Source organism: Hyphomicrobium nitrativorans NL23, from assembly GCF_000503895.1.
In the GTDB taxonomy this organism is placed as follows: Bacteria; Pseudomonadota; Alphaproteobacteria; order Rhizobiales; family Hyphomicrobiaceae; genus Hyphomicrobium_C; species Hyphomicrobium_C nitrativorans.
The window spans coordinates 990,024-1,015,571 of the sequence record NC_022997.1 but is presented as its reverse complement, the minus strand read 5'-3'; the positions used below and the strand labels follow the sequence as shown (position 1 = coordinate 1,015,571).

The following is a 25,548-nucleotide window of genomic DNA, read 5'->3' as shown; positions in this document are numbered from 1 at the left end:
CGCGACCGACGTCTCAAAACGGCCAGTCGCAGCGCCGAGCCAGTGCACCATGTGCACTGGCTCGCTCTTCGTTCGTTCGGCAAACGGAGTTGCTGGTATGAAATCAGCCATATTGCCCTTTACGCTGGTGGCGATGGTCATGGCCTCACCCGTTTCCGGCCAGCAGCAGGCCCCCAAGCCAGAGATGCCCCCATGGAACGGAGATGTCTTCGCCAACACGGTGACTGACGTGGCGCCGACCTCGGATGTGCGGTTTGTCCACGCCGCCATCCTCAGCCACTCTTTGGAAAAGTGGAAACGATGACGACGCGCACCACCCGATCGGTTGCAGTGTTCAATAGCGCTTTTACTCTCGGTGGCATCGACGGGGAGTTGCCCGCAGGCAGCTATAGGATCGAGTCCGAGGAAGAGCTGATCGAAAGTTTGTCCTTCGTGGCCTTTCGCCGAGTGGAAACCACCATCGAGCTTCCCGCAATCGGCTCTGTCAGTCTCAAGAGACAGGTCGTCGCTATCGATCCACTCGATCTTGCCATGGCCCAAGAGCGTGATATCGGAACTGAGTAGTATCCGAGTCTGATGCCGCATTCATGCTGGCGCTAAGGTTGGTTTGTACCATCCGTGTTTGTCGTGACGCACATAACGAAAGGAATATTGCTCTGTTCACATCTCATAATCACAGTTTCGTTGCCGCACTCGCTTTCGCCGTCTGCGCAATAATCTTAGCTTCGGTTCCGGCAAGCGGTCAGGGAACGGCATCTGCTCCGGCCCCGCATGCGCAAGAGTCCACCCTCGGGCTCGGCAACTACAGGCGAGCGACAAAAGCGGAGAAATTGGCTTCCTGCATGGCTCTGTGGGAACCTGCGACGCACATGACCAAGAAGCGGTGGAGGACAGTGTGCAAGCGCGTTCAAACCGACGACTGAGCTGACGGGTGATAGCTGGTAAGCGAACTTACGACGTGCGTGCTAGGGGACCGAAGGGATGAGGACGCTCTATAAAAAGGCGAAGCTCATCACAGAAGCCGAGGCCCGGTACATCATCGCTCACGGGACCGCTTCATCCAGTGAATGGGTCGTCGTCCAGCATATGGACCAGTGGTTCGACATACGTGGCATGACAAAAGCAGAGATCACGGAGCATATCGAGGATCTGGATCGGAAATTGGCTGCCGACCTTGCGGCCGGCATCGAAAACCCGCACTAAGTGTTCATAAGTTCGTCCCGTCCTAGCTTGGCGGTGCCGGCAATCGTGCGGCATATTTCTCAGCGAGAACCTTCCATGTTTCCAAACAAGACGTCGACTGACCCGACACCGCTACAAGATCCCGTCATTCCCGTTGGCCAAAGAAAAACGATGGAGACGCTGATGGCGGACGACTGCCGTTGGCCGATCGGAGATCCGCAAGTGTCCGGCTTCCATTTCTGCGGGAGCCGCAAGGTCGACGGGCATCCTTACTGCGATTTGCATCTTCGTCGTGCGTTCCAGCCGTCGAAGCCCCGCGCGGTGGCCTATCCAAATCTCGTTTCGTAGAGGCATACAGGGCGGCTGGGCCGGGGCGGTGCGCGCGGATGCAGGCAGTTCTGGGGTGATCACGCGGAATGACAGAATTTATAGAGGTTGCACGCGAGCTCGATCGCTTGATCACGCTTGGCCATCAGGACGCCAGCCTGTTGACAGCAATACAGCGAAAGTTTCCTGGCTTGACGCAGGCCGGCCTGGAGGAGGTCTTCTCTAAGGTCATTGCCAACCGGGGGCTAAAACTCGATCCCGAAAGGAAACTGTAAGAGCGTCAAATCGAGGGCCGAGCCAATTGCGCTGTCCGCGTGCCGTTTCTCGCCATCCTCGCAACGTCATTAGCTCGCGTCGAGGCTTGCTCTCATTTTTATGTGCGTACACGTCCTACGCCGAGGACGCTTGCCAATGGCGTTGGCCTGGCACGATTGTCCCTTGATCACTAAACCGCCCGTGGTGCGGCCATTCACGGTACAGTAGCGGTTTGGCGGCCGATCTGGATCAAAGGGAAGACCTCATGCGGCGTCATCTCATCGTGCGCCACACGACCGAATATCACTATGCCGAACCGGTTTCCTTTGGCCGCCATCGCATGATGTTTCGGCCACGCGACAGCCACAGCCTGTGGCTGTTGAATACGGAGCTTTCGATCACGCCGGCGCCCGCGAGCATCAGATGGATGTACGACGCCTTCGGTAACTCCGTGTCCTACGCTGAGTTCGGCGACGAACGCGCCATATGCCTGCGGTTTGTGAGCGAGATCGACATCCTTCACTATGAGGCGGCCCAGCCAACCGATCTCCTACTCGACTCCGCTCAGCGTTTTCCGTTCGCCTACGATGCCGACGAAGTACCGGACTTGCAGTCAGTCATGAGAGTCCACCGCCCGGATCCAGATGGCCAGCTCGCCGAGTGGGCGGTCAACGTAGCAAGATCGAGCGATGGCGGAACGCTATCCGTCCTTGTAGACATGATGGAAACCATCCATCGCGATTTCGTGTACCTGAGCCGTCCGAAGGCCGGAACGCAGGAGCCCGCGCAAACGCTCGCGCTTGGCACCGGGAGTTGCCGCGACTTCGCATTGCTCATGATCGAAGCACTTCGGTCTTTGGGTTTCGCCGCCCGATTTGTGACGGGATATATCTACACGCCTCGGAGCACCAACCACCAGGGTGGTGGCGCGACCCATGCCTGGCTGCAGGTTTACCTGCCAGGATGTGGCTGGGTGGAGATGGATCCCACCAACGGAATATTCGGTAATCGCGACCTTATTCGCATCGCCGTCGCGCGCGACCACCGACAAGCAGTACCGTTATCAGGCAGCTTCGTCGGCACGTCGTCCGCATTTCTGGGCATGAGTGTGTCTGTCTCCGTAATCGGCGCGGAAGCCGAAACGGCTCTGGCCTAATAGTTGGCGCGATTGCGCTCGACGAAAGGCAGAAAAGGTCTACGGTGTCCCGTCGCGGCAGGTTGTCGAGCGGCGAGAGCGAGGACGACCTTCCATGAAGCTACGTGTTGGCTACGAACTGGACTACGAGTTTTCCCAGTCCACACCCGTCATCCTGGTGCTAAACGTGCACCATTCCCGTGTCTCCGATTTGCAGGCGCCGGATCATGTTGTCACCAGCCCGTCGGTTCGGATGTCTGGCTATCGGGACGGCTTCGGCAATTGGTGCAATCGGCTCGTTGCTCCGGCGGGGGCGATGCGCATTCGTTCGGATTCGCTCGTGCATGATTCCGGAATGCCAGATCCGACCGTGCCCGATGCCACGCAAATTCCGGTCGAAAACCTTCCCGAAGAGGCACTCGTCTTTCTGTTGGCAAGCCGTTTCTGCGATTGCGATCAGATGCTGGATCTGGCGTGGATGCACTTCGGCAATGGGGCAACCGGTTGGGCCCGTGTCCAGGCTATTTGCGACTTTGTGCATCAGCACATTGCCTTCGGCTATGCACACGCCCGCGCGACGCGCACGGCCTCCGAGGCCTACCAAGAGCGGCAGGGTGTATGCCGTGACTATGCTCACCTCGCGATCGCATTCTGTCGCGCCTTGAATATTCCGGCCCGCTATTGCACGGGCTACTTGGGCGATGTCGGGACGCTTCCGCCCTATCCTCCGGGTGACTTCGCCGCATGGTTCGAGGCCTATCTCGGCGGCCAATGGCACACGTTCGATCCGAGGAACAACGTGCCACGCATTGGTCGCGTTCTGATTGCGCGCGGCCGCGATGCCGCCGATGTCGCGATCGCCACGACGTTCGGCCCCAACACGCTTAAGTCGTTCCGGGTTTGGACGGACGAGATCGCGAATCCCTGAGATCAAATTGGACGACGCGCCTTATTTGGGAGCGTGCGGAGCCTTGTCTAGAAATGAACCATGCTTGCCGTTTTTTTCGAGCACGCTGGATGATTGCCGATTGACGGCCTCGATTCTCTCCTGTGGCTGCTCCGTCAGCAAGCAATGTCTGCTGCTAGAGGCGCTGCCGTCACGGCTGAAAGAGTCAGTCGGTACCTCGACGCCATCGGAACAATGTCCGCTTTCTCGGCATGTCGACGGTTCAGCCAGCTCGGCGACGATGGAAGCGATGCCGAGAAAGCCGACGAGGCGGGCATGAGGGCTTGGCCCCTGCGTGATTTCCGCTAACAGGTCAACTTTCGACATCCTCCAGCCAGCGCATCAGAATATCCACACATGCGTTCAACTGCACAGTGCCTCAGGGCGCCGTGTGCCACGATCACTTATGCTACCGAAGCGCTTCACATGATTCGGTCGCGCCTACTCAGCGTCCGAGGCGCCAGTCCGGGGATCCCAATTGTCACGTCTGACTGATCTTATAGCCCAGGTGAAGGCCAAAGACCCGGCGACCGGGGCCGAGCTTGAGCGCGAGTTCCAGGTCCTGTCGTCTCGCCGAGCGTTTGGTCTCAACTTCGAACGGCACCGACCGGAGGCTGTGGAGCTGCCGCAGCGGAAGATCCGCAAGGGCGACAAAGTCCGCATCCTGCCACCGCGCGGCTCGACGAAAAAAGGAGAACAGCGTCTCTGGCTGGTCAAGAGCCTGAGTGGTAGGGGCGAAAGCAAATCCGCCACCTTGGATCTCATCGGCGGCGGCGAACCCGAGACACAGTCCGTCGCCGTGGTTGATCTCGTGGTCGTGGCCGAATTCCGAGATGTTATCTATCCGGGGCTCGTCAGCACCGGCAAAGTCGAGCGCGGCGGTGACCGGCCTTACCATACGGTAATCAACGGTGAGAACTTCCATGTGTTGAAGGCGCTGACCTACAGCCATCGCGGCAAGATCGACGCAATTTACATCGACCCCCCATATAATTCCGGTGCACAGGACTGGAAATACAACAACAACTACGTGGAAAAGGACGATCTCTACCGCCATTCAAAATGGCTTGCCATGATGGAGCGGCGATTAAGGGTCGCAAGAGAGCTCTTAAATCCCCTGAATAGCGTCCTTATCGTCGCGATCGATGACAAGGAATTTGCGCGTCTCGCGCTGCTGTTGGAGCAAACATTTCCCGACGCCCGGCAGGAAATGATTACGACCGTCATTAATCCTAGAGGAAAGTACAGGCAGGGAGAATTCGCCCGCTGCGAAGAGTATATTTTCTTTCTGGCGTTTGGTGCTGCGAAAGTGCTTGGGGAGCCTGATGGGGACTTCGCTGCCGGATCAACCGTCAGCTGGAGAACGTTGCGCAGGAGCGACTTGTCTTCAGCACGGGGCACCAAGAAGGGGGGAACATCCCAATTCTATCCAATCTACATAGGCGGTAGTGGACGGATCGAGCGCATCGGAGAGGCCCTCGATCACGCGGTTGATCGCAAGACCGCACCCCAGTTGCCTGGATGCGTAGCTGTTTTCCCTATCCGTGACGATGGTACCGAAATGAACTGGGGGCTTACCGGGCCTTCTCTTAAGTCTCTCCTGGATAATGGGTATGTGCGAGTTGGACGCGCCACGCCAGATAGGCCACAGCAATATGAAGTGTCATATCTCACGTCTGGAAGAATTGCAGACATAGAAAGCGGCAGAGCGAAAGTCGTCGGCAGAGCCGAAGATGGTAGCGTGATCGCAAAATATGAAACAAGCAAAATAAAGATGCCTGTTTCTACATGGGCCAGACCTTCGCATAATGCTGAGATCTATGGAACAGACCTGCTCAAGGCGCTCATTGGGGACCGGACGTTTCCGTTCCCAAAGAGCTTGCATGCTGTTGAGGATTGTTTGCGGCTTTTCATTGCGGACAAGCCTGAAGCAATAGTTCTCGACTTCTTCAGTGGTTCAGGTACCACCGCCCACGCCGTAATGCGTTTGAACCGTCAGGATGGCGGCCGCCGCCAATGCATCTCTGTAACGAACAACGAGGTCGCGGCAGAGGAGCAGGCTGCGCTTCGCAAGAAGAAGCTGCGCCCGGGAGATATCGATTGGGAAAAATGGGGGATCTGCGAATATATCACAAAGCCCCGCATCGCCGCTGCTATCACTGGCAAGTCGCCTGACGGCAAAGAGATCGAGGGCGACTACAAATTCACCGATGAATTCCAGATTGCTGAAGGGTTCGACGAAAATGCCGAGTTCTTCACCCTGACTTACGAGACGCCGGTGTCTGTAAGCCACAACAAGGCATTTGCGCGTATAGCGCCATTACTTTGGATGCGCGCGGGCAGCGAAGGACGACGGATAGATGCACTCCCGGCCAAGGGGTGGGAGGTTGCCGACACCTATGGTCTTTTGACCGACCTGGACAAAGCAGCCCCCTTTTGCAAGGCCATTGCGAGCGAGGACGCAGTCCGGATCGCCTACATTGTGACTGACGACGATCGGCGCTTCCAATCAGTGGCGCGCCGGCTGCCCGTTACCGTCGAACCCGTGCGGCTTTATGAGTCCTACTTGTCCAACTTCCAGTTCACGAACGGAGAGTGACCTATGAAGTTCACTCTGAAGGATTACCAGGCCGAAGCCGTTCGTGATGTCTTGGATCGCTTTCAGAAGGCGAAGAGACGGTGGCATGAGGATCGTGATCGACATGCGTTCTCGCTCACAGCGACGACAGGCGCGGGTAAGACCGTCATGGCTGCAGCGGTGTTCGAGACATTGTTTCACGGGGACGACGAGTATGATTTCGAAGCTGACCCCTCGGCAGTTGTCATCTGGTTCAGTGACGATCCAGCGCTCAACGAGCAGACTCGAGTTCGGCTGCAGCAGGCTTCAGATCGGTTGACACTCCACGACATGGAGATCGTCGAAGCCCCACTCGGATACGACAAGTTCAAGGTCGGAAAAATCTATTTTCTGAACACACAGAAGCTTAGTCGCACGAGCCTTCTCGTGCGCGGGCACGATCCGGTCGAGGAGTTTGCAAAGCGTGGGACCTCGTTTCCAGAGCTGCGACCGGATATGCAGTCTCATACCATTTGGGACATCATCCAGAACTCGATCGAAGATCCGAGCCTGACGCTTTATCTCGTTCTCGACGAAGCCCATCGGGGCATGGGTAGACCGACTACGGCGCAACAAAATGCCCGAACGACGATCGTGCAGAGATTGATCAATGGTGCCGGTGCTGTGCCGGCGATGCCCATCGTATGGGGAATCTCCGCAACCGTCGATCGGTTCAATGCAGCGATGGCAAACGCTCAAGGACGCAGCACGCTACCAAACGTCTTGGTAGACTCCGCCAAGGTGCAAGACTCTGGCCTCCTCAAGGACACCATCATCCTCGATATCCCGGAGCAAAGCGGACCGTTTGATACGGTGCTCATGCGCCGCGCGACTGACAAGATCAAGGAGGCGACAGCGGCCTGGGCGGATTACTCTAGGCACCAGTCCGACACTGAGCTCGTGAACCCACTTATGGTGCTGCAAGTGCCAAACGCTCCGGATCACGACGAAATTGGACGAGCCCTCAGCGCGATATTCGAGCAATGGCCGGAGTTGCCGACCGATGCCATCGCGCACGTCTTTGGCGAGCACACGACACAGAGCTTTGGTCCTTATCAAGTGCCTTATATCTCGCCAGAGCGGGTGCAGGAGTCGGATTGGGTGCGGATACTCATTGCGAAGGATGCGATCAGCACCGGATGGGACTGCCCCCGCGCGGAAGTCATGATTTCATTCCGTCCTGCTCAAGACCATACGTATATCACGCAGTTGCTGGGGCGGATTGTTCGGACGCCGCTTGCGCGGCGCATTCCGGGCAACGAGCGGCTCAATTCGGTCGATTGTCTTTTGCCGCGCTTCGACAGGAAGACCGTGTCGGACGTCGCCAAAGCCCTCATGAAGGGTGGGGCAGAAGCTGGTGAAGCCGACCTCCCCGGCCGGCGCGTGTTGATCAATCCGCACGGGATGAGTCCGAACCCTGCCGTGCCCGAGGCCGTCTGGGAGAAGTTGATCTCGCTGCCGTCGCAACGGCCACCGCAAAAGGCTGCGAAGCCCGTGAAGCGGCTCACGGCTCTGGCTCACGAACTTGCATCGGACAGTTTGCTGGCGGACGCAGGAAGGACGGCGCACGCCGAGATGCACAAAGTTCTGGATGCTGCCCAGTCACGCTACCGAGATCAGATTGCAGCTGCTCGAAAGTCAGTTCTTGGGGTCCAAGGCATCACAGTGCGAGCCGACCTGCAGAACAAGGACATGTCGTTCGATGACTTTCTGGAGGAGGCTGACTACGCGGTCATCGAGAATATTTATCGGCGTGCGGCACGCGTCGTCAGTCCGGACTTGGCGCGCACGTATGCTGAATACCTCGCAAAACAGAACGACGACGCGGAGGCCGAGGAAGAGGCCTTGATGGAGGCACGCGCCAACATCGCCGCAATGGCTTTGGTGCCTGAGATTAAGGACTATCTCGACGGTGAGGCTGAAAAGCTCTCCAAGGCGTGGCTAAACAAATATCGGGTTGCCATCAAGAGCTTGTCCGACGAACGGCAAGAGTCGTATCGACAGATCCAGGAGATGAGCGCCGAGCCTGCGGACGTCGACCTTGTGAAGCCTAATAATTGGATCGTGCCGACCACCGCACTTAATGCGGATGGAACAGAAACCCCGTTGAGCACATACGAGCATCATCTACTCTGCAGGGAAGATGGCATGTTCCCTGCGGAGTTCAATTCGTGGGAAGTCGCTGTCCTAGCCAAAGAAATGGAGCGGGATGGGTTCATTGCCTGGTATCGCAATCCGTCGAGATCGAGCCAGGATTCTCTGGGCATTACCTATGAGGCCGGCGGCGAGGTGCGGATAATGAGACCCGATTTCCTGGTGTTCGCCAAAATGGCCGACGGCTCCATCGGAACCGATATTATTGACCCGCATGGCACTCAGTTCAGCGACGCGATTCCGAAGCTGCGCGGTCTGGCAAAATATGCCCAGACTCATCGGGCGCAGTATCGCCGGATCGAATCGATTGCCAAAGTCGGCGATAAGTTGCGGGTTATCGATTTGACGGACAACCGGGTTCGGGTCGCGATACAGGCTGCCGACGATGCGAAGGCCCTGTTCGAGAGCGAAATCGCAAGCGACTATTGACGGCGCATGTCTGAAGTTGGCAGATGAGGAGATCTGCGAATCTCAGTTTCGCAATCAATGAAGCGAGCGTATTGATGTCTCCTTATGGGACAACGCTGCCCTCATAAGACGGGGAGTATAGATGAGCCGCATTGATTTCCGCACTCGCTCTCTGGGTCTGGCTTCTGATCCGCCGGATATCTTGGTCCGATCGAAGACGAAGCGAACACCGAGATGATGTTCTGCTCCGCCATCTCTGTGCTGTATCGCGCCAACGCCCACTCTCACTTGGTGCCATACTCGGAGGTCGAGCCGTAGGTGATGGCTTCGACCCAAGTTCTCAGATCCTCCTCTCGGTAGAGCACGCGCGAGCGGATGCCCCGACCCGCCTTAAGGAACTTCGGCCCCGCGCCTTCGACGCGCATGCGCTCGAGCGTGCGCGGTGAGAGGCGGACAAAGGCTGCCGCCTCCTTCGTATCGAGGTAGGAAACCGCGTTTGTGTTGGTGATGTCCGACATGATGGTGTCCTCCCCTCCTCAGCGTTGACGCGTCTGACGGCGGTCGAGCCGTTGCCGCTCACGCTCTTGGACACGCTCGGCCAAACTGCGCAGCTCGCGTGCCTCAACACGACGGTTGAGTTCGTTGCCGAAGGCCCAAACCGCCTTGCTTTCGCGGGTGAGCGGACGGCCCAGATCATCTTCAGCCGGCGGTGGTGTCGGCTGGTGCGCGCGCTCAATGCGATCAAAGGTGCGTCGGTCCCAGTCCGAACTCATTCGCTCGCGCAATGCCTTGCGTTCGTCAAGGGACAGCGGCTTGATACCGCTGAGCTTGCCGAACATCCGATCGTCGAACATTGTGCGCTCCTTTCATATTGCTCCTGCATCAGGATCTTTGCCGCGTGCGCTCGAACACCGCCCGCAATGGTTCTCGCACGTTCCCATTTCTACGGTCCGGCAAGCCGACGACCGCGCGCTTTTGCTGATCGGACGCCTGCCGGATGCGGGCAACGAGCTGCTCCTGACGTTGCCGCGCCGCGCGCTCTGCCGCATGACGCAGCGAGACACCATCAAAGGCATCACTGCGGATGCCTGACAACTTGAGCTCTCTCTTCAGGGCCGCACGCTCGTTCATCAGTCGCTTCGTCTCGCGACCAATCCGAGCCTCGTAGAGCTCCCGAAACAAATGCTGGGCTCTGTTGATGCGGGTCGCGGACCTCTCTCCAATCTCGCGTATGCGCGTGATCTGGTCGGGCGTGCGGGCGCGGCGCATGAGCTCCTGCTCGCTTCCCTCGCGGAACGCGCGACGCAAACGATCCTTCAGATGCGGGCGGAAAGACTCCATAGCCGTTGCCACCTCAAGACCGATGAAAGCCGATCAGCGGACATTGGCCGCCGGATGGACGGCGCTCGTGCCGCCCCCAAGGCGCCCAGTACGTGCAGCGGCTGTAATGGGGCCCAACATCAGTCTCGCGATAGGTGTAGGAAAATCTCAGATACGGCAGCCCGAGTGCGAAATAGACGAGACATGCTGCAAGCGGCCATGACAGCCACAAAACATGGCGCGGTGACAGAACCCGGAAGCGTGTGTCGGCATGCGTCTCCTGAGCCACTGGGCGGACGATCCTGACGACGTTATGCTGGCTCATACCGGCTCTCCGTAGCTGATGTCGACGATCGGTTCGGACGGCAGCTTGGCTGCTTCGAGTGGATTCTGATCGAGCATGTCGCAAATCGGTGCGATCTCATTCTGGTAGAGTTTGCGCGCACGAATGGGCTTCAAGCCGTCACAGAAAATGATCTGCTCATGACGTGGTAGCGCCAGCACCTCCTCCGGTGACATCAGCGGGCGGCCCTGATCGCTGAACGTAGTCGACAGCTGCTCCTCGCGCGGTGTGTGCCCGTAGCTCGCCACCACATGATGCGTTCGACCCAAGGCCTCGCTCACGCGCCGGGCCTCGTCCCACGTGCTCACGCCCATCACCTGTTTGATGGCGGTCAGGGTATCAATGGTGCGAGCCGACTTGTCGGTGAACTGACGCTCAATTTCGCTCTCGGCCTGGGCCACCAACAGAACGCGCGAACCGAACTGGCGTATGATGGTCAGGTCCTCAACCAGACCGGCGACCGGCGCGTTGGTGAACTCGTCGATGATGAACTCGACCCTCCGCCCCGGCTCCTTGGCCACGTGCAGGAAGGCCGCCAGATGCAGAATGTAGTGCGGGCGGATGTCGCGCAGATGCTGCAGGCCCGCCACCAGGAACACGACGATCTGGCGGGAGCGGATCTCTTCGTGCGCGAGGTTCGCCGCACTCCCCGCCTCCCATAACAGGCCGCCCTCTTCGTAAACCTCGAGACGCTGCAACGCGGTGCTGCGGAAGTCCGCAAAGTGCTGCGGGTTCTGACACCGCTTCTCTATCAGCCGCCGCGCCAGGAGGCCCAGCGCGCTATCGTGCACCGCCTCCTCTTCGAGCGCGGGATCCAGAAGATCGTCCGAACCAAGCACGTGGCAGGCGGCCGACGGCGTACAGTCCTCCGGACAAATGCGGGCCAGATGCTCAATGACGAAGCGCAGAAGATCCCGGGGGCCGTCTCTGAAGTACTTGTTGCGGGCATCTCCCTCAGGCTCGGGCTCGAGCGTGAGGGCCGCGATCCGAACGAGCGTGGCCAGCTCCTGAAGGCCGTGTCGCGCCGCGCGCACAATCAGGCCGAACGGATTGAGCCGAGTGGCCGGACGCCAGCGCAGCACATCGGTATCGTCGACAACGGCAACCTCGATGCCGGCCCGTCGCAAGGCGCCGGCACATTGACCGGCCAGCTCTCCCTTGACGTCGAAGATCACCATCGACGGCCGGTTCGGCGACAGGGCCTGATGCATGATCGCCGTTACGACCGCGCCGATCGTCTTGCCGGCGCCGCTGGTCGCAATCACCTTACTATGAACCGGATGCAGCCGGTGCGGCTCGAAAAGGGCGCGACCGCTCATCGTCAGTCCGAGCGGTCGGCCGATGCCGTCGAACATGCCGGCCGCCGCCATCTCAGCCTCATTCGCCCATCGGGCCGTGTGAAGGCCCGCTCCTTGCGTGCGAAAGACATGCAGCTGCCGCCGAACACGGACGTCCTGCCAGAAACAGCGTGCGGCCGAGATCAGCGAAATGCCAGCCAGCACAATCAATCCGTGGCCCAAAATCTGCGCCATGGGATCGTGAGCCGAGAGCAGCGCCCAGCCAATGCCCCCGCAGACAATGACCGAAAGACAATGTCTGTTGATCGTACGCAGCAACGTCCCGTGTGCCGCCTCCATGATCACCTCCCCTCGTGCAGGTCGCGCCCGATTTCGGTCCGGTGAGCCACCTGTGCCGCTCGGATGGCAGACCGCATGGCCTCAAGCCGCCACAACGGGCCCCACACGTAGCCGGTCTCGGTGCCGCGCCAGCTCGCGCCGCTCACCTGCATGGTGCCGACCTGCGAGGCCGCAAACACACCGACGCCCGATGCGAGCAGCACGCCCGCAATCTCCGACAGGTAGAGAATGTGATGCAGAAAGAACGTCGTAAGGACCGCCCCGGCCGCAAGGCCCAAAGCACTCCAGAAGGGCATGCGCGAGACTTCGACGGCCGTGATGCTGCGCGTATCGAAGTCCTTGCGCGGGGTCTCGACACGATCCGGCGTCACGGCCCATCTGCCGCAGCGATAGAACTCCGTCATGCGCGCACCTCGCACTGGCTGATGATCTCGGGGCGGCGCATGGCGCTTTGCCAATCACTGACCGGGAATGCGCTGATGAAGCCGAGCGACCCTACATGCCACGCAACACCCGATCGGCCGTCGGCGCTGTTGATCACCGCGCGCGCGCGGCAGGTACAGACATCGCCCGATGCCGCAGCGTTGAGCTCCCCCACCTGACGCACACGCGACACAACCGCGTTGTAGTCTTCGCGCGCCGCGTCGACCTGCGCTTCAAGCGGTGCCGCGATGCTTCGGCCGAATTGCTCGAACTGCCCGCCATAACGCTGCATGTATGCGTTGCCCCCCGGATACCCGCCGAAAATGCTGCCCATGATCTGCCGCATGGCAGCGCCCGTGTCGGGGATCTGGCGCGGCTTGGGTACGGCTGCGATGGCCGCTTCGGTGCTTTCTGCCGCAGCGCTCTTGAGCGCAGCCGTGCAGCGCGCAATCTCCCCGCCCTTGACGACCAACCGCTCGCCAATGGTCGGTGCGGCCACATAGGAACCGGCACACCAGAGAAGCGCCGCGCCGGCAAGAACACCCGCGCTGCCGGCAAGTCTTGTCACGTCGATCATGAGGTCTGCTCCTGCTTGAGCGTTCCCGTCCTTGCGGGAACTGCAGGAATCCTAGCGGCGTAATGGCTCCCCTGATTACCGAGCCATTCTCCTTTTACGGTCCATCCGTTCACCTCTTCCTTGCGCCAGAAGTGAATCAGCGACACTCTCCACGCAGCGACGCCAAGGGGGAGACTGCCATGCGCGGACGGGCCGATCCGGCACTGAAGAAAGCGCTTCGGAAATTGCGAGAAGAGAATCGGGAGCTCTGGAACGCCAATAACGTTCGCAATTTGATCAACAAGAACCCGGATCGCTACGGTAGCCCCACCGGTATTTCCTACAATGCCGTCTGTCACGCCATGAGCGGCCGGCCCATCAGCTCGCACACCCGCGATGTGCTCACTGCCTTCGTCCGGTCACAGGATCGTACGCTTCTGCCCCATACATTGCCCGAGTGCGATCTCGACTTGGCCCTCTTCTACGGCACCAACGGTCCCAAGATGGCCAAGAGCGCATTGCACATCGAAGGGCACTACCAGACCTACGCGCACTCGCTCACGAATAGCCGATACATGCGCCTCGGACGCGTCTCCCTGCGCTTCCAGAACGATCCCGAAAAACCTCGCCTCTTCATCGAGGAGGAACAATACCGCCCCCAGATCGGCAGCCTTCCCGAAGTGCGCCTGCTCTGGGAGGGCTATGCCACCGCCCGCGGCGGCAAGTCCTACTTCGCAATCATGCGGGCGCGCCAGGACCTCGAGGACGGCATGGCCATGATGTGCATGATCGAAAAACAAACCTCAGGTGTGCACGGCATCAATCGGGCCCGCATGTACACGCTGCAGTACGAACCCGAACGCGGCCAGTATCTGCGATCAACCAGTGTGCTCGTACGCGTGCCGGCATCGCAGCGCGATAAGATCAAATACGATTTCGTACCCCTGCTGGAGTTCGAGGACGACACCATCATCAAGGATCTTTGGCTCGAACCCGTTCTTCAGCAGCTCGTGACCGACGAACTGGCGCTCAGGAATGTCGCCGGCGTGCGCCGGAGAAAACGTCCGACCCGACGCACCGCGCTCCCGCCCCGCCTCGCCGACAAGGCCAAACGCTGATCCTCACGGGCGGCACACGGGCCCGTGCGAGCATCGCCGCTGATCTTCGCCCGCGTGACGTCGGGCGTCACGGGGTTCGCGCCTGAGCTTGTTCTGCTCAAAACTCCTCTCCTTCTTGATCGCAGACCGCGCTGATTGCCGTCAGCGTCGTGGGCCTCGCACATCTCTCCCGACCGCGCGTCGCGCTCGCGCAAGCAAGCCCAAACAGGGGCACGCCACGCCGGCCAAAGCCGGGGCGTGCCATCCCGTTCGTTTTGCTGGCGCGTCGGGAGCGGGCGATGTGCGTCTCAGGCCTCACGACGGCAATCAGGCCGTCGCAATAACAAGAAAGGATCTCATCATGAGCACCTCCCAAAAAGCCCTGCCAACCCACCGCGTCTCCTTCTCGGCCGTCATCGGTCGCGACGAGACCGGCGAGAAACTCTCCAAGCCCGTCGAGTGCGGCGCCGTGTGGGCGCGGAAATCCGGCAAGGGCGCAATCATGCGCCTCGATGTCGTGCCGGAAGGGTTCGGTCGCGCCGGTGCCGGCGTCATCTTCCTCAGCCCCGTCACATCGAACGATCGGGGGTTCGCATGAGCCTCGATTGCCAACAGATCAGCCCGGCCCGCCGCCTTCCCGGCGGGCCCCGGCTCGCCCCAAACCGGGCGCCAAACGAGTATTATCCGACGCCACCCGCCGCCACGCGCGCTTTCCTCGACGCCGAACGCTTCGACGGCTCCATCTGGGAATGTGCCTGCGGGGAAGGCTGGATGGCCAAAGAGATCGTGCGCGCCGGCTATGAGGTCTTTGCATCCGATCTTGCCGACTACGGGTACGGCAAGGCCGGGCTCGACTTTCTCGAATGCGAAATCCCGCGCGGCAAACACATTGTCACCAATCCGCCCTATGGCGATGGTCTCGCCGATCGCTTCGTGCGCAAGGCCCTCGCGCTTACCGCCCATACCGGCGGCAAGGTCGCCATGCTGCTCAACCTGAGTTCACTGGCCCATCCCGCTCGCCATGCCAGTTGGATCAAACGGCCGCCGGCGCGCGTGTTCGTGCTCGATGACTGCACCTGCTTTCCCCAGGGCAATCCGACCGAAGCCAACCGGTGGACGCGCACACACCGCTACTGCTGGGCCGTGTGGACAAGCACGCCGGTCGCAACCACCGAGCTCAGGTGGCTCTCGACAGCCCCTTCCAATCGCAACGTCGTGCGCGGCAGTGATCGCATGGCGTGGCCTGCCTGCGTTCGACGCAGGCAGGCGCGCGCGGAAGGCCTCCGGTCCTGCCGCAAGCGCAAGGCCGCGCACGGCCGTCGTCGTGCGCGACAGACGCAACTCGGCGACGAGCGCCCAGAACAGCGCATCGAAACCGGCACGTGACACGGGCTCTGCCGACGAGCCCGCGCACCACTGCTCATAGGCGGACCAGGCCGCGTCGATCGAGAGCCGCGCGCCAGGCGCGGGCACAATGCGCGCAACCCAGAACGCTTCCATCCGCGCCCGCGCCGACTGCGCGGAGGGCAGTGCGATCGGGGCCGCAGCCTCTGGCAGACGCTTGGCGCTTTCGCGGACGGAGGCGGCACGCGGCGCGCTGTGTTGTAGCGCCAGGTAAAGACCGAGACCGCTGCCGACCTCGAGAAAGAGCGCCGCCAGCAGAACCAGGGCCGTGCGCACACGCGGCGCGCTCTCACCCGATAGCATCGCGAGCATCTCGACCTGCGGCTCGCGCATCAAGCCCGCCCCGTCCGCACGCAAGCGCGCGATCTCGCGGCGCACTTCTGTCAGTTGATCCTCCCACGTCACCCGATCGCGCGCGGTTTCGAGCTCGCCCTTCATCGAGAGGTAGTGCGCGCAGTACGTGCGCGAGGCTCGGACCGTGGCCTCCGTGCACGCTACCGACGTCGTCCAACGCGCATCCTGGCGCAGCGCCGCCAAGTCTGCCTCGATGACAGCAGGCGAGCGCGCTTCGTTCGTCGCTTCAACGCGGCGCACAAGGCGAGTCTCGTCTGCGACGGCGCGCCTCAAAAGCTCCGTCTCGGTCTGGCGAACCTGGGCGTGCCGGTCGCGGATGTCTGCGGCATAGCCCAGCGCAGCAAGCAGCGAGACCGCCGAAAGCAAACCCCATGCCGGCGCTCCTAGCACTAGGAATAGCCATCGGCGCGACCGCCAGGCGAGGACGAGAAAGAACGGCAGACAGGCCTTCAGGATGTCGCCGGCCACGGCGGCCGCGCCGAGCGCCATCGCCGCCTCAGAGGTGTGCGCAAACCCCGCCATGAAGCCGTAGTTCAAATGCGCCGACACCGCCATGAGCACGAAGGCGGCAATCACCGACAAGCCGACCAGCAACGCCCGCATAGCCCTAGCCTCCCTCCGGCTCCAGACCACCATAGGCGGCCTCATAGCAATCGAGCGCGTGCGCCAGCAGGCGGGCCTGGCTTAGGCCGTCCCGGCGAGCCAGGCCTGCCATGCGGTCGGCATCCCCGCGCGCAATCGAAAGGTTTTTCTGCACGCGGGACTGCGTGTCCGGCGTTGGAACGGTGCCGAAACGCGCTTCCAGGATGCGCCAGGCCTGCGTCGCCTCTGCACCGGCGTGCGGCACGGCTTTATGGGCCGCTGTCGCTGCCTCGGGCCGCGCCAAAGTCTCGGCAGCGGCCTTGATCGGGCCGGAGAAAACCGGTCCGATCAAATTTTTTGCTTTACGCACAAATACGCTTTTCATAGATTTATTCTGACCCTCTTTTGAGTTTATGCTTTTATTTATTATTTCCCTCGCGACGTGTTTCTATAATTCTTTGAATTCTGGTTTTTGTGTCAAATGAATTGTGCTAAATCGCGCTTTTAGCGGGGTAGCCAGATAGAGGTTTGTAAACAAACCCATCTGGGCAGGGCTAAGGGGCCTTCCGCGGCCCCTTCCTGCACCGACACCCCACGGCTCAGCGCGCGGCACTTACCTGCACCCGCGCAAGATTGGATGGCGAGCACACGCGATGGCTGGAGCCCGCAACAAGCGACGCGATCCCTCGGCCCAGAGGGTGGCGCAACCGCCCGATCCCGAGCGGCGCTCGCAGGTGATTGCAACACGCGTCTCACCGCTCGAGCAGCAGGCTATCCTCTCGGCCGCCGTCGCCGCCCAAATGTCGCTCTCTGACTTCGTGCGTCATGCCGCGCTCGGGCGAACCGCCGTCCCGCCACCGCGCGCCGAGACGCCCATGTTCCGGCCGACCTATCTGCCGCTCGTGCGTGAGATCAATGCCATCGGCGTCAACCTCAATCAGCTGACCCGCATCGCCAACGCCTCAGGCCTCATACCGCCCGGTCTCGATCAGGTTCTCGATGAGATCAATGACGCGCTCGATCGCATGATGGATCTGGAAGGTGGCGCATGATCCCGGTTGTCACCACCGGCACCTCGTTTCGCGGCTGCGTGTCCTACATGGCGCACGACAAGCGTCGTGAGGGTGATCCCGGTCCGGCGACGTCGGACCGTGTTGCCTGGACCCAGACACGGAACTTGCCGACCGACAATGTTGAACGGGCCTGGCGCATCATGGCCTTCACCGCCACGCACCAGAAAGAACTCAAGGCCGCCGCAGGCGAACGGCTGACCGGACAGCGCTGCAAGAAGCCGGTCTATTCCCTGACGCTCGCCTGGGATCCGTCACAAAACCCGTCGAAGGATGAAATGCTGCGCGCCGTCGATGAAGCGCTCAAAACCCTGCATATGGACGGACGCCAAGCCGTCGTCTTCTGCCATACCGACGAACCGCAGCCGCACGTCCACGTGGTCGTCAATCGTATCTGTCACCTGACCGGCCGCGCCGCCGATATCAAACGCGATTGGATCAAGCTCTCCAAATGGGCCGAGCGCTATGAACGCGAGACAGGCCGCATTCTCTGTGACCTGCGCGTCAATCACAATGCGCGGCGCGCCGCCGGCGAATATGTCAAGAACGACAACCTCACCCGGCACGAATACGAAACCGTCCGCCTCTATATGGAAAAATCGCCCGATCAGATCCGCACCGAGCGTTCCCTGCAGCAGACCGCCGATCGCCTGCAGATTGTCTCCCGCCTCGCCTATCGGCGCAGGATCTTCGAGCGGCGGCTTGAGGAGCTCTATGGCGCCGCGCGCGATACCGTCGCACGGCAGATTTCGGCGCTCGAAGGACAGCGTAGCCTCAAGGGGCTGTTTGCCGCCATCGTCCGATTTACAAAACGCCTCACCGGCGAAACCGCACGCCAGGAGCGCCGTATCTCCGATCTCAAGAAGACATTGGCCAATCTCGAGATACGCATCAAGGAGCAGCGCGTTACGTTCGAGGCTCAGCACACCGCTGAGATGGCGAAGCTCAAAAACCGGCATCGCGTCGAGCGCGAGCGCGATGAGCGCCTCATCGCCCATGCCCGCAGCCGATCGGAGCGCGAACACATGGGTCTCAAGGCGCGGCTCAATTTCAAGCTGCGTGGCGATCCTGCGCAAAGGTTCGTGCCGCGCGAGGAACACAGGCAGATCCTAAGCCGCGATCTCAGTTCGGCCGGTGCCGATACGCGTGAAAAACGTTGGAGCCGCAAAGAGGGGCGCGGCGCACATCGGACGCTTGGGCGTGCGCGCCCCCAGGAGCGGCGGCGCGAGCGGGATTAATGCAGCCGGCTACGGCGCCTGCCTTTGGCCTTGGCAAGCTCGCGGTGGACATCGGCCGGCAGGCGCTCGAGTGCATCGGCCATCGCCTCGGGGCTCATGTTGGCCTTGAGCATGCCGGCAAGACGTCGTCGCTCGGACGCCGACCACGCTGCCCCTGCCCGCCGCGGCCGGCCGTTGGCAATGCGGGCCAGATCGGGAGCGTCAGCCTTCTCGCCCGCCATCATCTCAAGGGTATCGGTGAGAGCTTGCCGCGTTGCGTGGCGCTTGACCGCTCCGCCCACCGCCTGGGAATTGAGCAGAGACATCCCCCGGGTGCGTGCCAACTCGATCCAGAAGATCTCGGATCTCAATGCCGCATCCATGCTCTCACAGCGCTCCAATACCATGACCAGCGGCAGAAACCCCGCCAACCGGATCTGACGCACGACCAAGCCTGAAAGCTGATCGGTCCCCTCAAGGTGCTCAGCACGCCGCCGCGACAAGTCCGAGGTCTGGCCGATGTAGAAGACCCCATCCGAACGGGGATCAATGAGGGCATACACGCAATGCTTCACGCGCGAAGTGTAACCCGTTTGGATTCACGGGGACAAATGGTTTTTGTCCGTTGACTGACATGTTGCCTGGCGGCAGCATCGGGCCGTGGTTTCGCGCGTCTCAGATGGCAGTTGTCCTGCCGCAGCTTCCGCCCTGCCCGCAGGCGCGCAGGACCTTCAGTACGACCTCTTCACACGCTTCTTCGGCAAGCCCGAAAACCTCTCCAACACCATCGAGCTCTGGGATGCCCTCCCCAAGTACAGCTTCTCCGCGCGCATGCAGGCACTTCTGCGCGACGCGTCGGGACGCCTGCCGCTCTATCAGCGCGCGTTCGACTACCGTCCGGCGCCCAAGGCCGGAAACCCAACGCTCACCTGCACCTTGAGCCTGCAGCCGGCAAGCCTCCTCATCGACGGCAAGCGGGTCGACTTCTATCCCTCGACCGATGAGGAGCTCATCGAAGAGGTGCTCAAGAAGATCTTCACCGATCAAGCCTGCGGCTATCACGACAGCCGACGCGGCGAGAGCTGGGTGCGCTTCACTTTACATATGATCCGTACCGAACTCGCCCGGCGCGGCCGCACGCGCTCGATCGCGGAAATCAAGCAATCCCTCGAAATCCTCTCCAAGACTGTCGTCGACGTCGCCATCGAAGGTCGAGGGGCAAAGCGCGCCGTCTACACCAACCCCATTCTCAGCGATCTCACCCGCGTTACCCGCCTCGATCTGGCCGAAGATCCCAAATCCATGTGGACGGCCCGCCTGCCGGCCCTGTTGAGTGCCAGTATCAATGCCCTCTCCTACCGGCAGTTCAACTACGCCGTGCTGATGAGCCTCAAGTCGCCACTCGCGCGATGGCTGCACAAACGGCTCAGTCACGAGTACACCAACGCTCACCTGACGCACCCCTACCGCATTCTCTATTCCACCATCGATCGCGACTCGGGGCTTTTGCACAATTGCCGAACGAGCGCCAACCTCAAGAGCATCGAACGCGCCCTCGACGAACTCATCGCACATCGCGTGCTGCTCGCCACCGACAGCGCGCGCCGCATGGATGGGGCCAGCATCCGCGATGTCCTCTTCACACTGACGCCGCATGTGGACTTCGTCAGCGACATCAAGGCCGCCAACGCCCGCGCCCAAGAAGCGCGCACCACGATCGATGGTGCCAGCAATCGCATTCCAATCAGCGCCGCCCGCGCACTTCGGTGAAGAGATGGCGTCTTGCCGGTTGAGGCGGGAGGCGATGCGTGCACCTTCAGGAAGGTTGAGCGTGCAGCAGACGGGAGGCGGAGCATGCAGCGCCCCTTCCAAGGCATTTGCCCACAGACTTACCCACAGGCGGCGCGGGAGGTGGAGCATGCAGGCCCGCCCCGATGCAGAAGGTGGAGCGTGCACAAGCACGAGGTGGACCGTCCGGAGACGCCGCACATGCGGAAGGTGGAGCATGCTGCGCGCCGCGTGGTGGAAGGTGGACCGTGCAGACCGCGACGCTCTAGCCCGCGCCCCGCAAGGCGCGACTCGACAGAGCCGGCAGCGTATCCTTTCCTTTCTCTTATCCCTTCTTCTCCTGGGATCGCGTGGTGAAAGCCTCGCCTTGGCTCGGTCGATATGGACGGGACCGCACACGCGGTCCCGACGTATGTGTCCCCTCACCCTCCGCGCGCGTTTCGCGCGCTGCGCCGCACCTCCGAGATGGCATCGGCCATCCGGCCGATACGCTTGGGTCTTATCGGCAAAGGGCAAGCACATCCCTACAAGCCCCAAACATCTGCGCCTGTGTGAGCGATCGCGACTGTTGCTCGGCGAGACGAGCAAGCGGCCCCTGCGGCAACAAAGCAGGCGAGCTTTGCAGCGGCCGAAAGATCGCCGTTGTGGCGCAGGAGGGCACGCTCGTGCCGATGTTCTGGATCCGATGACGGTCGATGGCCCGCTTCAAGCGTCGCAACAGAGCAGCATCGATCGGGCCAGGGCGAAGCGCTCTCGCCAGGGAAATTGTGCCGATGGGTCGCGTGGTGAGAGCCAGACGTGGGTCACACTCTCGCGTCCGGTCGTCGATGCCGCCCGCTTTGGCCCACAGATGCACGAGGAGCGCGATGATGGACCGCAACACGCTTCCACACCCCGCACCGAACAGGCCCATCAGCAGTCAACGTCGGCCCCGTGCGGCGATCCGTATTCTGGAAAGCAAGACCTCTGTCGAACAGCGCGCGCGGGACGTGCCGCCGGGAAACAGTGTGCGCGCCTTGCCAACTGCGCAAATGTGGATTTGCCCAATGGCCCCATCGTGCAAAAGCGCAAAAGCGCACTTGCGCTCATCTTTATTTGGGCAACCGTGCGCTTGGGGAATTGCCGAATTGCGCCATTGCCGGACTGTTTGTTTGTTGAATTCCACACTTGGGCATTTCGGGGATTCAATTCTTTCGTGTTGTATGGCATCCTTGTTTTCATGATTCGGTTTAATGTCTATTTTCTATAGTGCGTCATGATTATTTCCTTTGCCTCCTCAAAAGGCGGCGTCGGCAAATCCACCACCGCCGCGTCCGTCGCCGCCGGCCTCGCGCTCGCCGGGGCCAACGTCCAGGTCATCGATCTCGATCAGGCCCAGGCGCTTTCACGATGGAGCCGTAAGGTCTCCATTCCAGGGCTCACCATCGATGCCGTCGCGCGTGAGGAGTTCACGGGCTACTTCCTCGAGCTCTTCACCGGCACACCGCCCGATCATGTCATCATCGATCTGCCAGGTGTGCGCGAAGCCACCGTGCTCAAGGCCATCGCACGGTCCGATCTCGTCATCATTCCAAGCCAGGCCTCCGAGCTCGATCTTTACGAGGCGCTGCGCGTCGTCTCCGATATCCGTGCCGTTGCGCAGGAGACGGGCAGGGAGGTGCCGTATCGGCTGCTGCTCACCAAGGTCTTTCCGCTGCGCACCCGCGTCACCGACTATGCCTACGACGAAATGGAACGGCACGGGCTGCCGCTGTTTCGTACCGCCCTCGTTGAACGCTCCGCCTACAAGGAGATGTTCCTGGTCGGCACACCGCCCTCGGCCGCCGAGCCGAATAAGGGTGCAGGCCTCGAAATCCGCACCCTCATCGATGAGGTGCTCGTCATCGGGGAAGGGGAGGGGGCAACCCGGAAGGCGGAGCATGCAGCATGAGCCCATCCGCCAAACCCGGCTTCCCGCCCTTGCAGCTCGAAGAATTTGATGCGCGTCTCGATGCCGAAGCCGCCCGGCGCGGCATTCCCACACTCACGACGCCGGCACCCTCGACCACGTCACGGGGCGTTGAGCCGGAGGCGGAGGAGGGCCGCGCCGTAACCGCGCCTGCCGCCGAAACCATGCCCGGCAAACGGACCCGCCTCAGACGCAGTGCACGCAGGCAGGCCGCGCCGCAAGCACCAGAGGACAATCAACCGACGCCGCGCAGCCGCATGAAGTCGTTGAACGTGGAACTTCCCGACTATGCCTGGGTCGATCTCAAAAGCCGCGCCGCCCGCGAAATGGTCTCGGTTCGCCATATCATCATGCGCCTCTTGAAGGACGCCGGCATCGATATCGCCGACGCCGACCTGTTGGAAGACGGTCGGCGCTTGCGGTAGGGCCGGGGGAAGGGGCATCCCTCTTGGAGGTTCGTCGGCAAGGTCCCAGAAGCCGAAGTCGGGCGCTCAATGTGTAGCGACGCTAAAATCGTCGCCAACAATGCCCCTTGTTAAGGGTAGACCGGTCGAGGTCGCGGATGGGCTGGCGCCCGCTTGTACCCCAAGGTGTTATGGGCCTTCGGATGTTCTACCTACCCGACAATGCTGCCAATCGCGCGCTTCAGCCTCTGCCCGACATCAGCCGCGGCTTCTTTGAGCCGCAGATTGTCGACAGCCTGCATTGAAGCTACGGGGTCGATCGCCGCGATCTCAACATTGCCGTCGGCTAAGGCCTGCACAACCACGTTGCACGGTAGCATGGTCCCGATTTTGTCTTCCAGCTGAAGGGCTTCGTGCGCAAGTTTTGGATTGCACGCGCCGAGAATCCGGTAAGGCCGAAAGGCAACGCCTATCTTCTCTTGCAACGTTTTCTGCACGTCGATGTCGCTGATGATGCCGAAGCCCTCCGCTTTAAGGGCCAGGACTGTCCGAGCCACAGCGTCCTCGAATGCAGTGGTTAGTGTCGTGTTGAAGTAGTAGGTCATTAAGATACCGCTGCTTACGTTCCCTTCATCGTTCCGCCGGATGACCGCGCTCGGGCAGTATGAGATGGCCGGCTGAGCAGAACTGACAATACAACGAAACTACTACACCACCTTGACCCCGATCAGTTCTGAGTACGTCGTCTCGGGATAGAGCTGGGCGGAAGTCGGGCAGGGGCTGAATGGTGGCTAAATGGAATTGCAGACCAGAACCCCCGGGCTGCCCGGGGCCGTCGTCGCGCTCTTGTATGTCTTGGCTGCGCTCTCGCCCATGTTCGCCGCCGCTGTAACTGGGATCGAGCCGGCCAGTGCTCCCAGCGAATTTGCGACTGCTCTGGGACTTACGGGGGCAGCGCTGCTGTTTCTGCAGTTTCTGAGCTCCGGGCGCTTCGAAAGCATCTCGGGACGCATGGGCATTGACCGCACGATGGGGTTCCATCGCATCGCGGCCTGCGTCCTTCTAGCATTTGCGACGCTGCATCCACTTCTCTACCTCTCAGATACGTTGTTCGCTGACCCCATCGCTGCTTGGCGCCGCCTTCTTGGCATGCTGGCCAGTCCCAGGTTGCGCACGGGTGTCATAGCTCTCGCAGGTCTGTTCGTGATTGTGTGCCTCGCTACGATCCGTACGCGGCCGTTCATCCGCTACGAAATGTGGCGCATCACGCACGGGCCGCTCGCCATCGTCGTCGCCGGCTTAATTCTCCATCACGCTGTCACGGCGGGTGCTTACACTGACGAAACGGTGCTGCGCATCGTCTGGTTTGTCCTCACTGCGGCCGCGGCAGCTGCAGCGCTATCGGTTTATGTCGTGAGGCCCTGGCAAATGTGGCGCGAGGATTGGCGTGTCGAACGCGTTCGGCGCGTCGGCGAGCGCGTCGTCGAGATGATCCTGCGCGGCCCACCAACAACGCAGCTGCGGTTTCGCGCCGGGCAGTTTATCTGGATGACGCTCGCCCCCAAGCGGCCCCCCTTCCACGATCACCCGTTCTCGATTGCATCCTCTCCCGCTGATCTGCCGCGACTTCGGCTTGTGATCAGCGAGGTGGGCGACTGCACTCGCACCTTCGAAGGCATTCTCCCTGGTACCCGGGTCGCGGTCGACGGTCCGCACGGCAGCTTCTGCCTCCCGCCCAATGCCTCGCAGGTAATCCTCGTCGCGGGTGGCGTGGGGATCGCCCCACTCCTTGGAATTTTGGAAGCGGCCGCCGCACGGCGCGACGCAAGACCGTATCGCCTCCTTTATGCAGTGAGAAAGCCAAGCGGCTTGGTCTTGAAGGATCGACTGCGTGAGCTACAATCGCAGCTCGATCTGTCGATCAGCTATCTTGTCGATGATGATCCGAGGCAGACAGAGTGCGAGGCGGGGCCACTGCGCGCATCGTTCGTTAAGAGACTCGTTGGAGCCTCAGATACGGGCAAGGCCGTCGTGCTCATTTGCGGCCCCCCACGTATGATGGAGGTTGCCGCCGACGCCCTATTGGATATTGGCGTTCCCCCTGCCTCCATCCTTTATGAACGGTTCGACTATGGCGCCGGAAAAGGGCGGCTAGACCGAGCACGGCAGCGGCAGGCACTGCTCGTGTTTCTGGCATTGGTTGCAGCCATGACAGCCTTCAGCCTTCGCTAGCCTGTCATTGCAGCGATAGGCCCACGAGATACTCGGCGATGGCAGCGCGTGTCTGCGCATCGCCGGAATGGTGCTTCTCGAGAAACTTGACGAGTGCCGCTGAGCGGGCATCGGCGCTCTCCCCTTCCAGACGTCGCGCCAGCGTGCGG

The 25,548-nt window shown here is 61.2% G+C and carries 29 protein-coding genes; 17 read left to right on the top strand and 12 right to left on the bottom strand.

The window, feature by feature from the left end; genetic code table 11:
• Window positions 1-97 precede the first annotated feature (97 nt).
• The 7 genes from W911_RS04690 (at window position 98) to W911_RS04660 (ending at window position 3,827) form a co-directional block, all read left to right on the top strand.
• Window positions 98-304, top strand: a complete 207-nt coding sequence (locus W911_RS04690; RefSeq protein WP_023786366.1) for a hypothetical protein — start codon at window positions 98-100, stop codon at window positions 302-304.
• On the top strand, window positions 301-564 hold the full coding sequence (locus W911_RS04685) for a hypothetical protein (protein WP_023786365.1): 264 nt from the start codon (window positions 301-303) through the stop codon (window positions 562-564). Before W911_RS04690 ends, W911_RS04685 begins: the two co-directional genes overlap by 4 nt.
• Window positions 565-981: 417 nt before the next feature.
• Window positions 982-1,203 carry a hypothetical protein gene (locus tag W911_RS04680; protein WP_023786364.1) on the top strand — a complete coding sequence of 74 codons (222 nt, stop codon included), beginning with the start codon at window positions 982-984 and terminating at the stop codon, window positions 1,201-1,203.
• Window positions 1,204-1,530, top strand: a complete 327-nt coding sequence (locus W911_RS04675) for a GcrA family cell cycle regulator (protein WP_482793283.1) — start codon at window positions 1,204-1,206, stop codon at window positions 1,528-1,530.
• Window positions 1,531-1,598: 68 nt separating this feature from the next.
• Window positions 1,599-1,784, top strand: coding sequence for a hypothetical protein (locus tag W911_RS04670; RefSeq protein ID WP_023786362.1), 186 nt, complete (start codon window positions 1,599-1,601; stop codon window positions 1,782-1,784).
• Between the two features lie 245 nt (window positions 1,785-2,029).
• Window positions 2,030-2,920, top strand: a complete 891-nt coding sequence (locus tag W911_RS04665; protein WP_023786361.1) for a transglutaminase family protein — start codon at window positions 2,030-2,032, stop codon at window positions 2,918-2,920.
• Between the two features lie 94 nt (window positions 2,921-3,014).
• A complete protein-coding gene (locus W911_RS04660) occupies window positions 3,015-3,827 on the top strand; it encodes a transglutaminase-like domain-containing protein (RefSeq protein WP_023786360.1) in 813 nt (270 codons plus the stop codon).
• A 21-nt stretch (window positions 3,828-3,848) separates the two neighbouring features.
• Here the strand turns inward: W911_RS04660 and W911_RS18035 are convergent, their stop codons facing one another.
• The gene (locus W911_RS18035; RefSeq protein WP_144083514.1) at window positions 3,849-4,172 is read right to left on the bottom strand and encodes a hypothetical protein; all 324 of its coding nucleotides are present in this window, start codon (window positions 4,170-4,172) and stop codon (window positions 3,849-3,851) included.
• A 151-nt stretch (window positions 4,173-4,323) separates the two neighbouring features.
• Between W911_RS18035 and W911_RS04650 the strand changes: the two genes are divergently transcribed.
• Together W911_RS04650 and W911_RS04645 are read left to right on the top strand one after the other, a co-directional pair.
• Complete coding sequence (locus tag W911_RS04650; RefSeq protein ID WP_023786358.1) at window positions 4,324-6,444, top strand: site-specific DNA-methyltransferase; 2,121 nt, start codon at window positions 4,324-4,326, stop codon at window positions 6,442-6,444.
• A gap of 3 nt (window positions 6,445-6,447) precedes the next feature.
• Window positions 6,448-9,045 (top strand): DEAD/DEAH box helicase, encoded by a 2,598-nt coding sequence (locus tag W911_RS04645; protein ID WP_023786357.1) that lies wholly within the window; start codon window positions 6,448-6,450, stop codon window positions 9,043-9,045.
• A gap of 263 nt (window positions 9,046-9,308) precedes the next feature.
• Here W911_RS04645 and W911_RS18870 read toward each other — a convergent pair whose 3' ends face one another.
• Genes W911_RS18870 through W911_RS04610 form a run of 7 tightly spaced genes read right to left on the bottom strand, consistent with a single transcriptional unit; the run spans window position 9,309 to window position 13,324 of the window.
• Window positions 9,309-9,542 carry a helix-turn-helix domain-containing protein gene (locus W911_RS18870; protein WP_041316286.1) on the bottom strand — a complete coding sequence of 78 codons (234 nt, stop codon included), beginning with the start codon at window positions 9,540-9,542 and terminating at the stop codon, window positions 9,309-9,311.
• 18 nt (window positions 9,543-9,560) lie between these two features.
• Window positions 9,561-9,878: a hypothetical protein gene (locus W911_RS04635; protein ID WP_023786356.1), complete on the bottom strand. Its 318-nt coding sequence runs from the start codon at window positions 9,876-9,878 to the stop codon at window positions 9,561-9,563.
• Window positions 9,879-9,906: 28 nt separating this feature from the next.
• The gene (locus W911_RS04630; protein WP_023786355.1) at window positions 9,907-10,365 is read right to left on the bottom strand and encodes a hypothetical protein; all 459 of its coding nucleotides are present in this window, start codon (window positions 10,363-10,365) and stop codon (window positions 9,907-9,909) included.
• A 13-nt stretch (window positions 10,366-10,378) separates the two neighbouring features.
• The gene (locus W911_RS18030; protein WP_144083513.1) at window positions 10,379-10,669 is read right to left on the bottom strand and encodes a hypothetical protein; all 291 of its coding nucleotides are present in this window, start codon (window positions 10,667-10,669) and stop codon (window positions 10,379-10,381) included.
• Entirely contained in the window at window positions 10,666-12,324 is a 1,659-nt protein-coding gene (locus W911_RS04625) for a type IV secretory system conjugative DNA transfer family protein (protein ID WP_051388510.1), read from the bottom strand. Before W911_RS04625 ends, W911_RS18030 begins: the two co-directional genes overlap by 4 nt.
• Window positions 12,325-12,326: 2 nt before the next feature.
• On the bottom strand, window positions 12,327-12,728 hold the full coding sequence (locus W911_RS04615) for a hypothetical protein (RefSeq protein WP_023786353.1): 402 nt from the start codon (window positions 12,726-12,728) through the stop codon (window positions 12,327-12,329).
• A complete protein-coding gene (locus W911_RS04610) occupies window positions 12,725-13,324 on the bottom strand; it encodes a hypothetical protein (RefSeq protein ID WP_023786352.1) in 600 nt (199 codons plus the stop codon). The genes W911_RS04615 and W911_RS04610 overlap by 4 nt, the downstream gene beginning before the upstream one ends.
• Before the next feature lie 62 nt (window positions 13,325-13,386).
• Between W911_RS04610 and W911_RS04605 the strand changes: the two genes are divergently transcribed.
• Window positions 13,387-14,421 carry a hypothetical protein gene (locus W911_RS04605; RefSeq protein WP_144083512.1) on the top strand — a complete coding sequence of 345 codons (1,035 nt, stop codon included), beginning with the start codon at window positions 13,387-13,389 and terminating at the stop codon, window positions 14,419-14,421.
• A 340-nt stretch (window positions 14,422-14,761) separates the two neighbouring features.
• Window positions 14,762-14,998, top strand: coding sequence for a hypothetical protein (locus W911_RS18025; protein WP_144083511.1), 237 nt, complete (start codon window positions 14,762-14,764; stop codon window positions 14,996-14,998).
• A gap of 401 nt (window positions 14,999-15,399) precedes the next feature.
• Here the strand turns inward: W911_RS18025 and W911_RS04595 are convergent, their stop codons facing one another.
• Together W911_RS04595 and W911_RS04590 are read right to left on the bottom strand one after the other, a co-directional pair.
• Window positions 15,400-16,761 (bottom strand): hypothetical protein, encoded by a 1,362-nt coding sequence (locus W911_RS04595; RefSeq protein WP_023786349.1) that lies wholly within the window; start codon window positions 16,759-16,761, stop codon window positions 15,400-15,402.
• Window positions 16,762-16,765: 4 nt separating this feature from the next.
• Window positions 16,766-17,092, bottom strand: coding sequence for a hypothetical protein (locus W911_RS04590; protein ID WP_144083510.1), 327 nt, complete (start codon window positions 17,090-17,092; stop codon window positions 16,766-16,768).
• Between the two features lie 301 nt (window positions 17,093-17,393).
• On the opposite strand from W911_RS04590, the gene W911_RS04585 reads away from it, so the two are divergent.
• Window positions 17,394-17,792 (top strand): MobC family plasmid mobilization relaxosome protein, encoded by a 399-nt coding sequence (locus W911_RS04585; RefSeq protein ID WP_023786347.1) that lies wholly within the window; start codon window positions 17,394-17,396, stop codon window positions 17,790-17,792.
• On the top strand, window positions 17,789-19,048 hold the full coding sequence (locus W911_RS04580) for a relaxase/mobilization nuclease domain-containing protein (protein ID WP_023786346.1): 1,260 nt from the start codon (window positions 17,789-17,791) through the stop codon (window positions 19,046-19,048). Before W911_RS04585 ends, W911_RS04580 begins: the two co-directional genes overlap by 4 nt.
• Here the strand turns inward: W911_RS04580 and W911_RS04575 are convergent.
• On the bottom strand, window positions 19,045-19,590 hold the full coding sequence (locus W911_RS04575; protein ID WP_023786345.1) for a GIY-YIG nuclease family protein: 546 nt from the start codon (window positions 19,588-19,590) through the stop codon (window positions 19,045-19,047). The two genes, W911_RS04580 and W911_RS04575, sit on opposite strands and share 4 nt — an antisense overlap.
• Window positions 19,591-19,687: 97 nt before the next feature.
• Here W911_RS04575 and W911_RS04570 point away from each other — a divergent pair, with 97 nt between their 5' ends.
• From W911_RS04570 to W911_RS04555, 3 genes are all read left to right on the top strand, one after another.
• Window positions 19,688-20,797, top strand: a complete 1,110-nt coding sequence (locus tag W911_RS04570) for a hypothetical protein (protein ID WP_023786344.1) — start codon at window positions 19,688-19,690, stop codon at window positions 20,795-20,797.
• Between the two features lie 1,273 nt (window positions 20,798-22,070).
• Entirely contained in the window at window positions 22,071-22,745 is a 675-nt protein-coding gene (locus W911_RS04560; protein ID WP_023786342.1) for a ParA family protein, read from the top strand.
• The gene (locus tag W911_RS04555; protein WP_023786341.1) at window positions 22,742-23,188 is read left to right on the top strand and encodes a hypothetical protein; all 447 of its coding nucleotides are present in this window, start codon (window positions 22,742-22,744) and stop codon (window positions 23,186-23,188) included. Before W911_RS04560 ends, W911_RS04555 begins: the two co-directional genes overlap by 4 nt.
• 191 nt (window positions 23,189-23,379) lie before the next feature.
• Here W911_RS04555 and W911_RS04550 read toward each other — a convergent pair whose 3' ends face one another.
• Entirely contained in the window at window positions 23,380-23,772 is a 393-nt protein-coding gene (locus W911_RS04550; protein WP_023786340.1) for a DUF302 domain-containing protein, read from the bottom strand.
• A gap of 190 nt (window positions 23,773-23,962) precedes the next feature.
• On the opposite strand from W911_RS04550, the gene W911_RS04545 reads away from it, so the two are divergent.
• Window positions 23,963-25,399, top strand: coding sequence for a ferredoxin reductase family protein (locus W911_RS04545; RefSeq protein WP_023786339.1), 1,437 nt, complete (start codon window positions 23,963-23,965; stop codon window positions 25,397-25,399).
• Window positions 25,400-25,548: the final 149 nt, after the last annotated feature.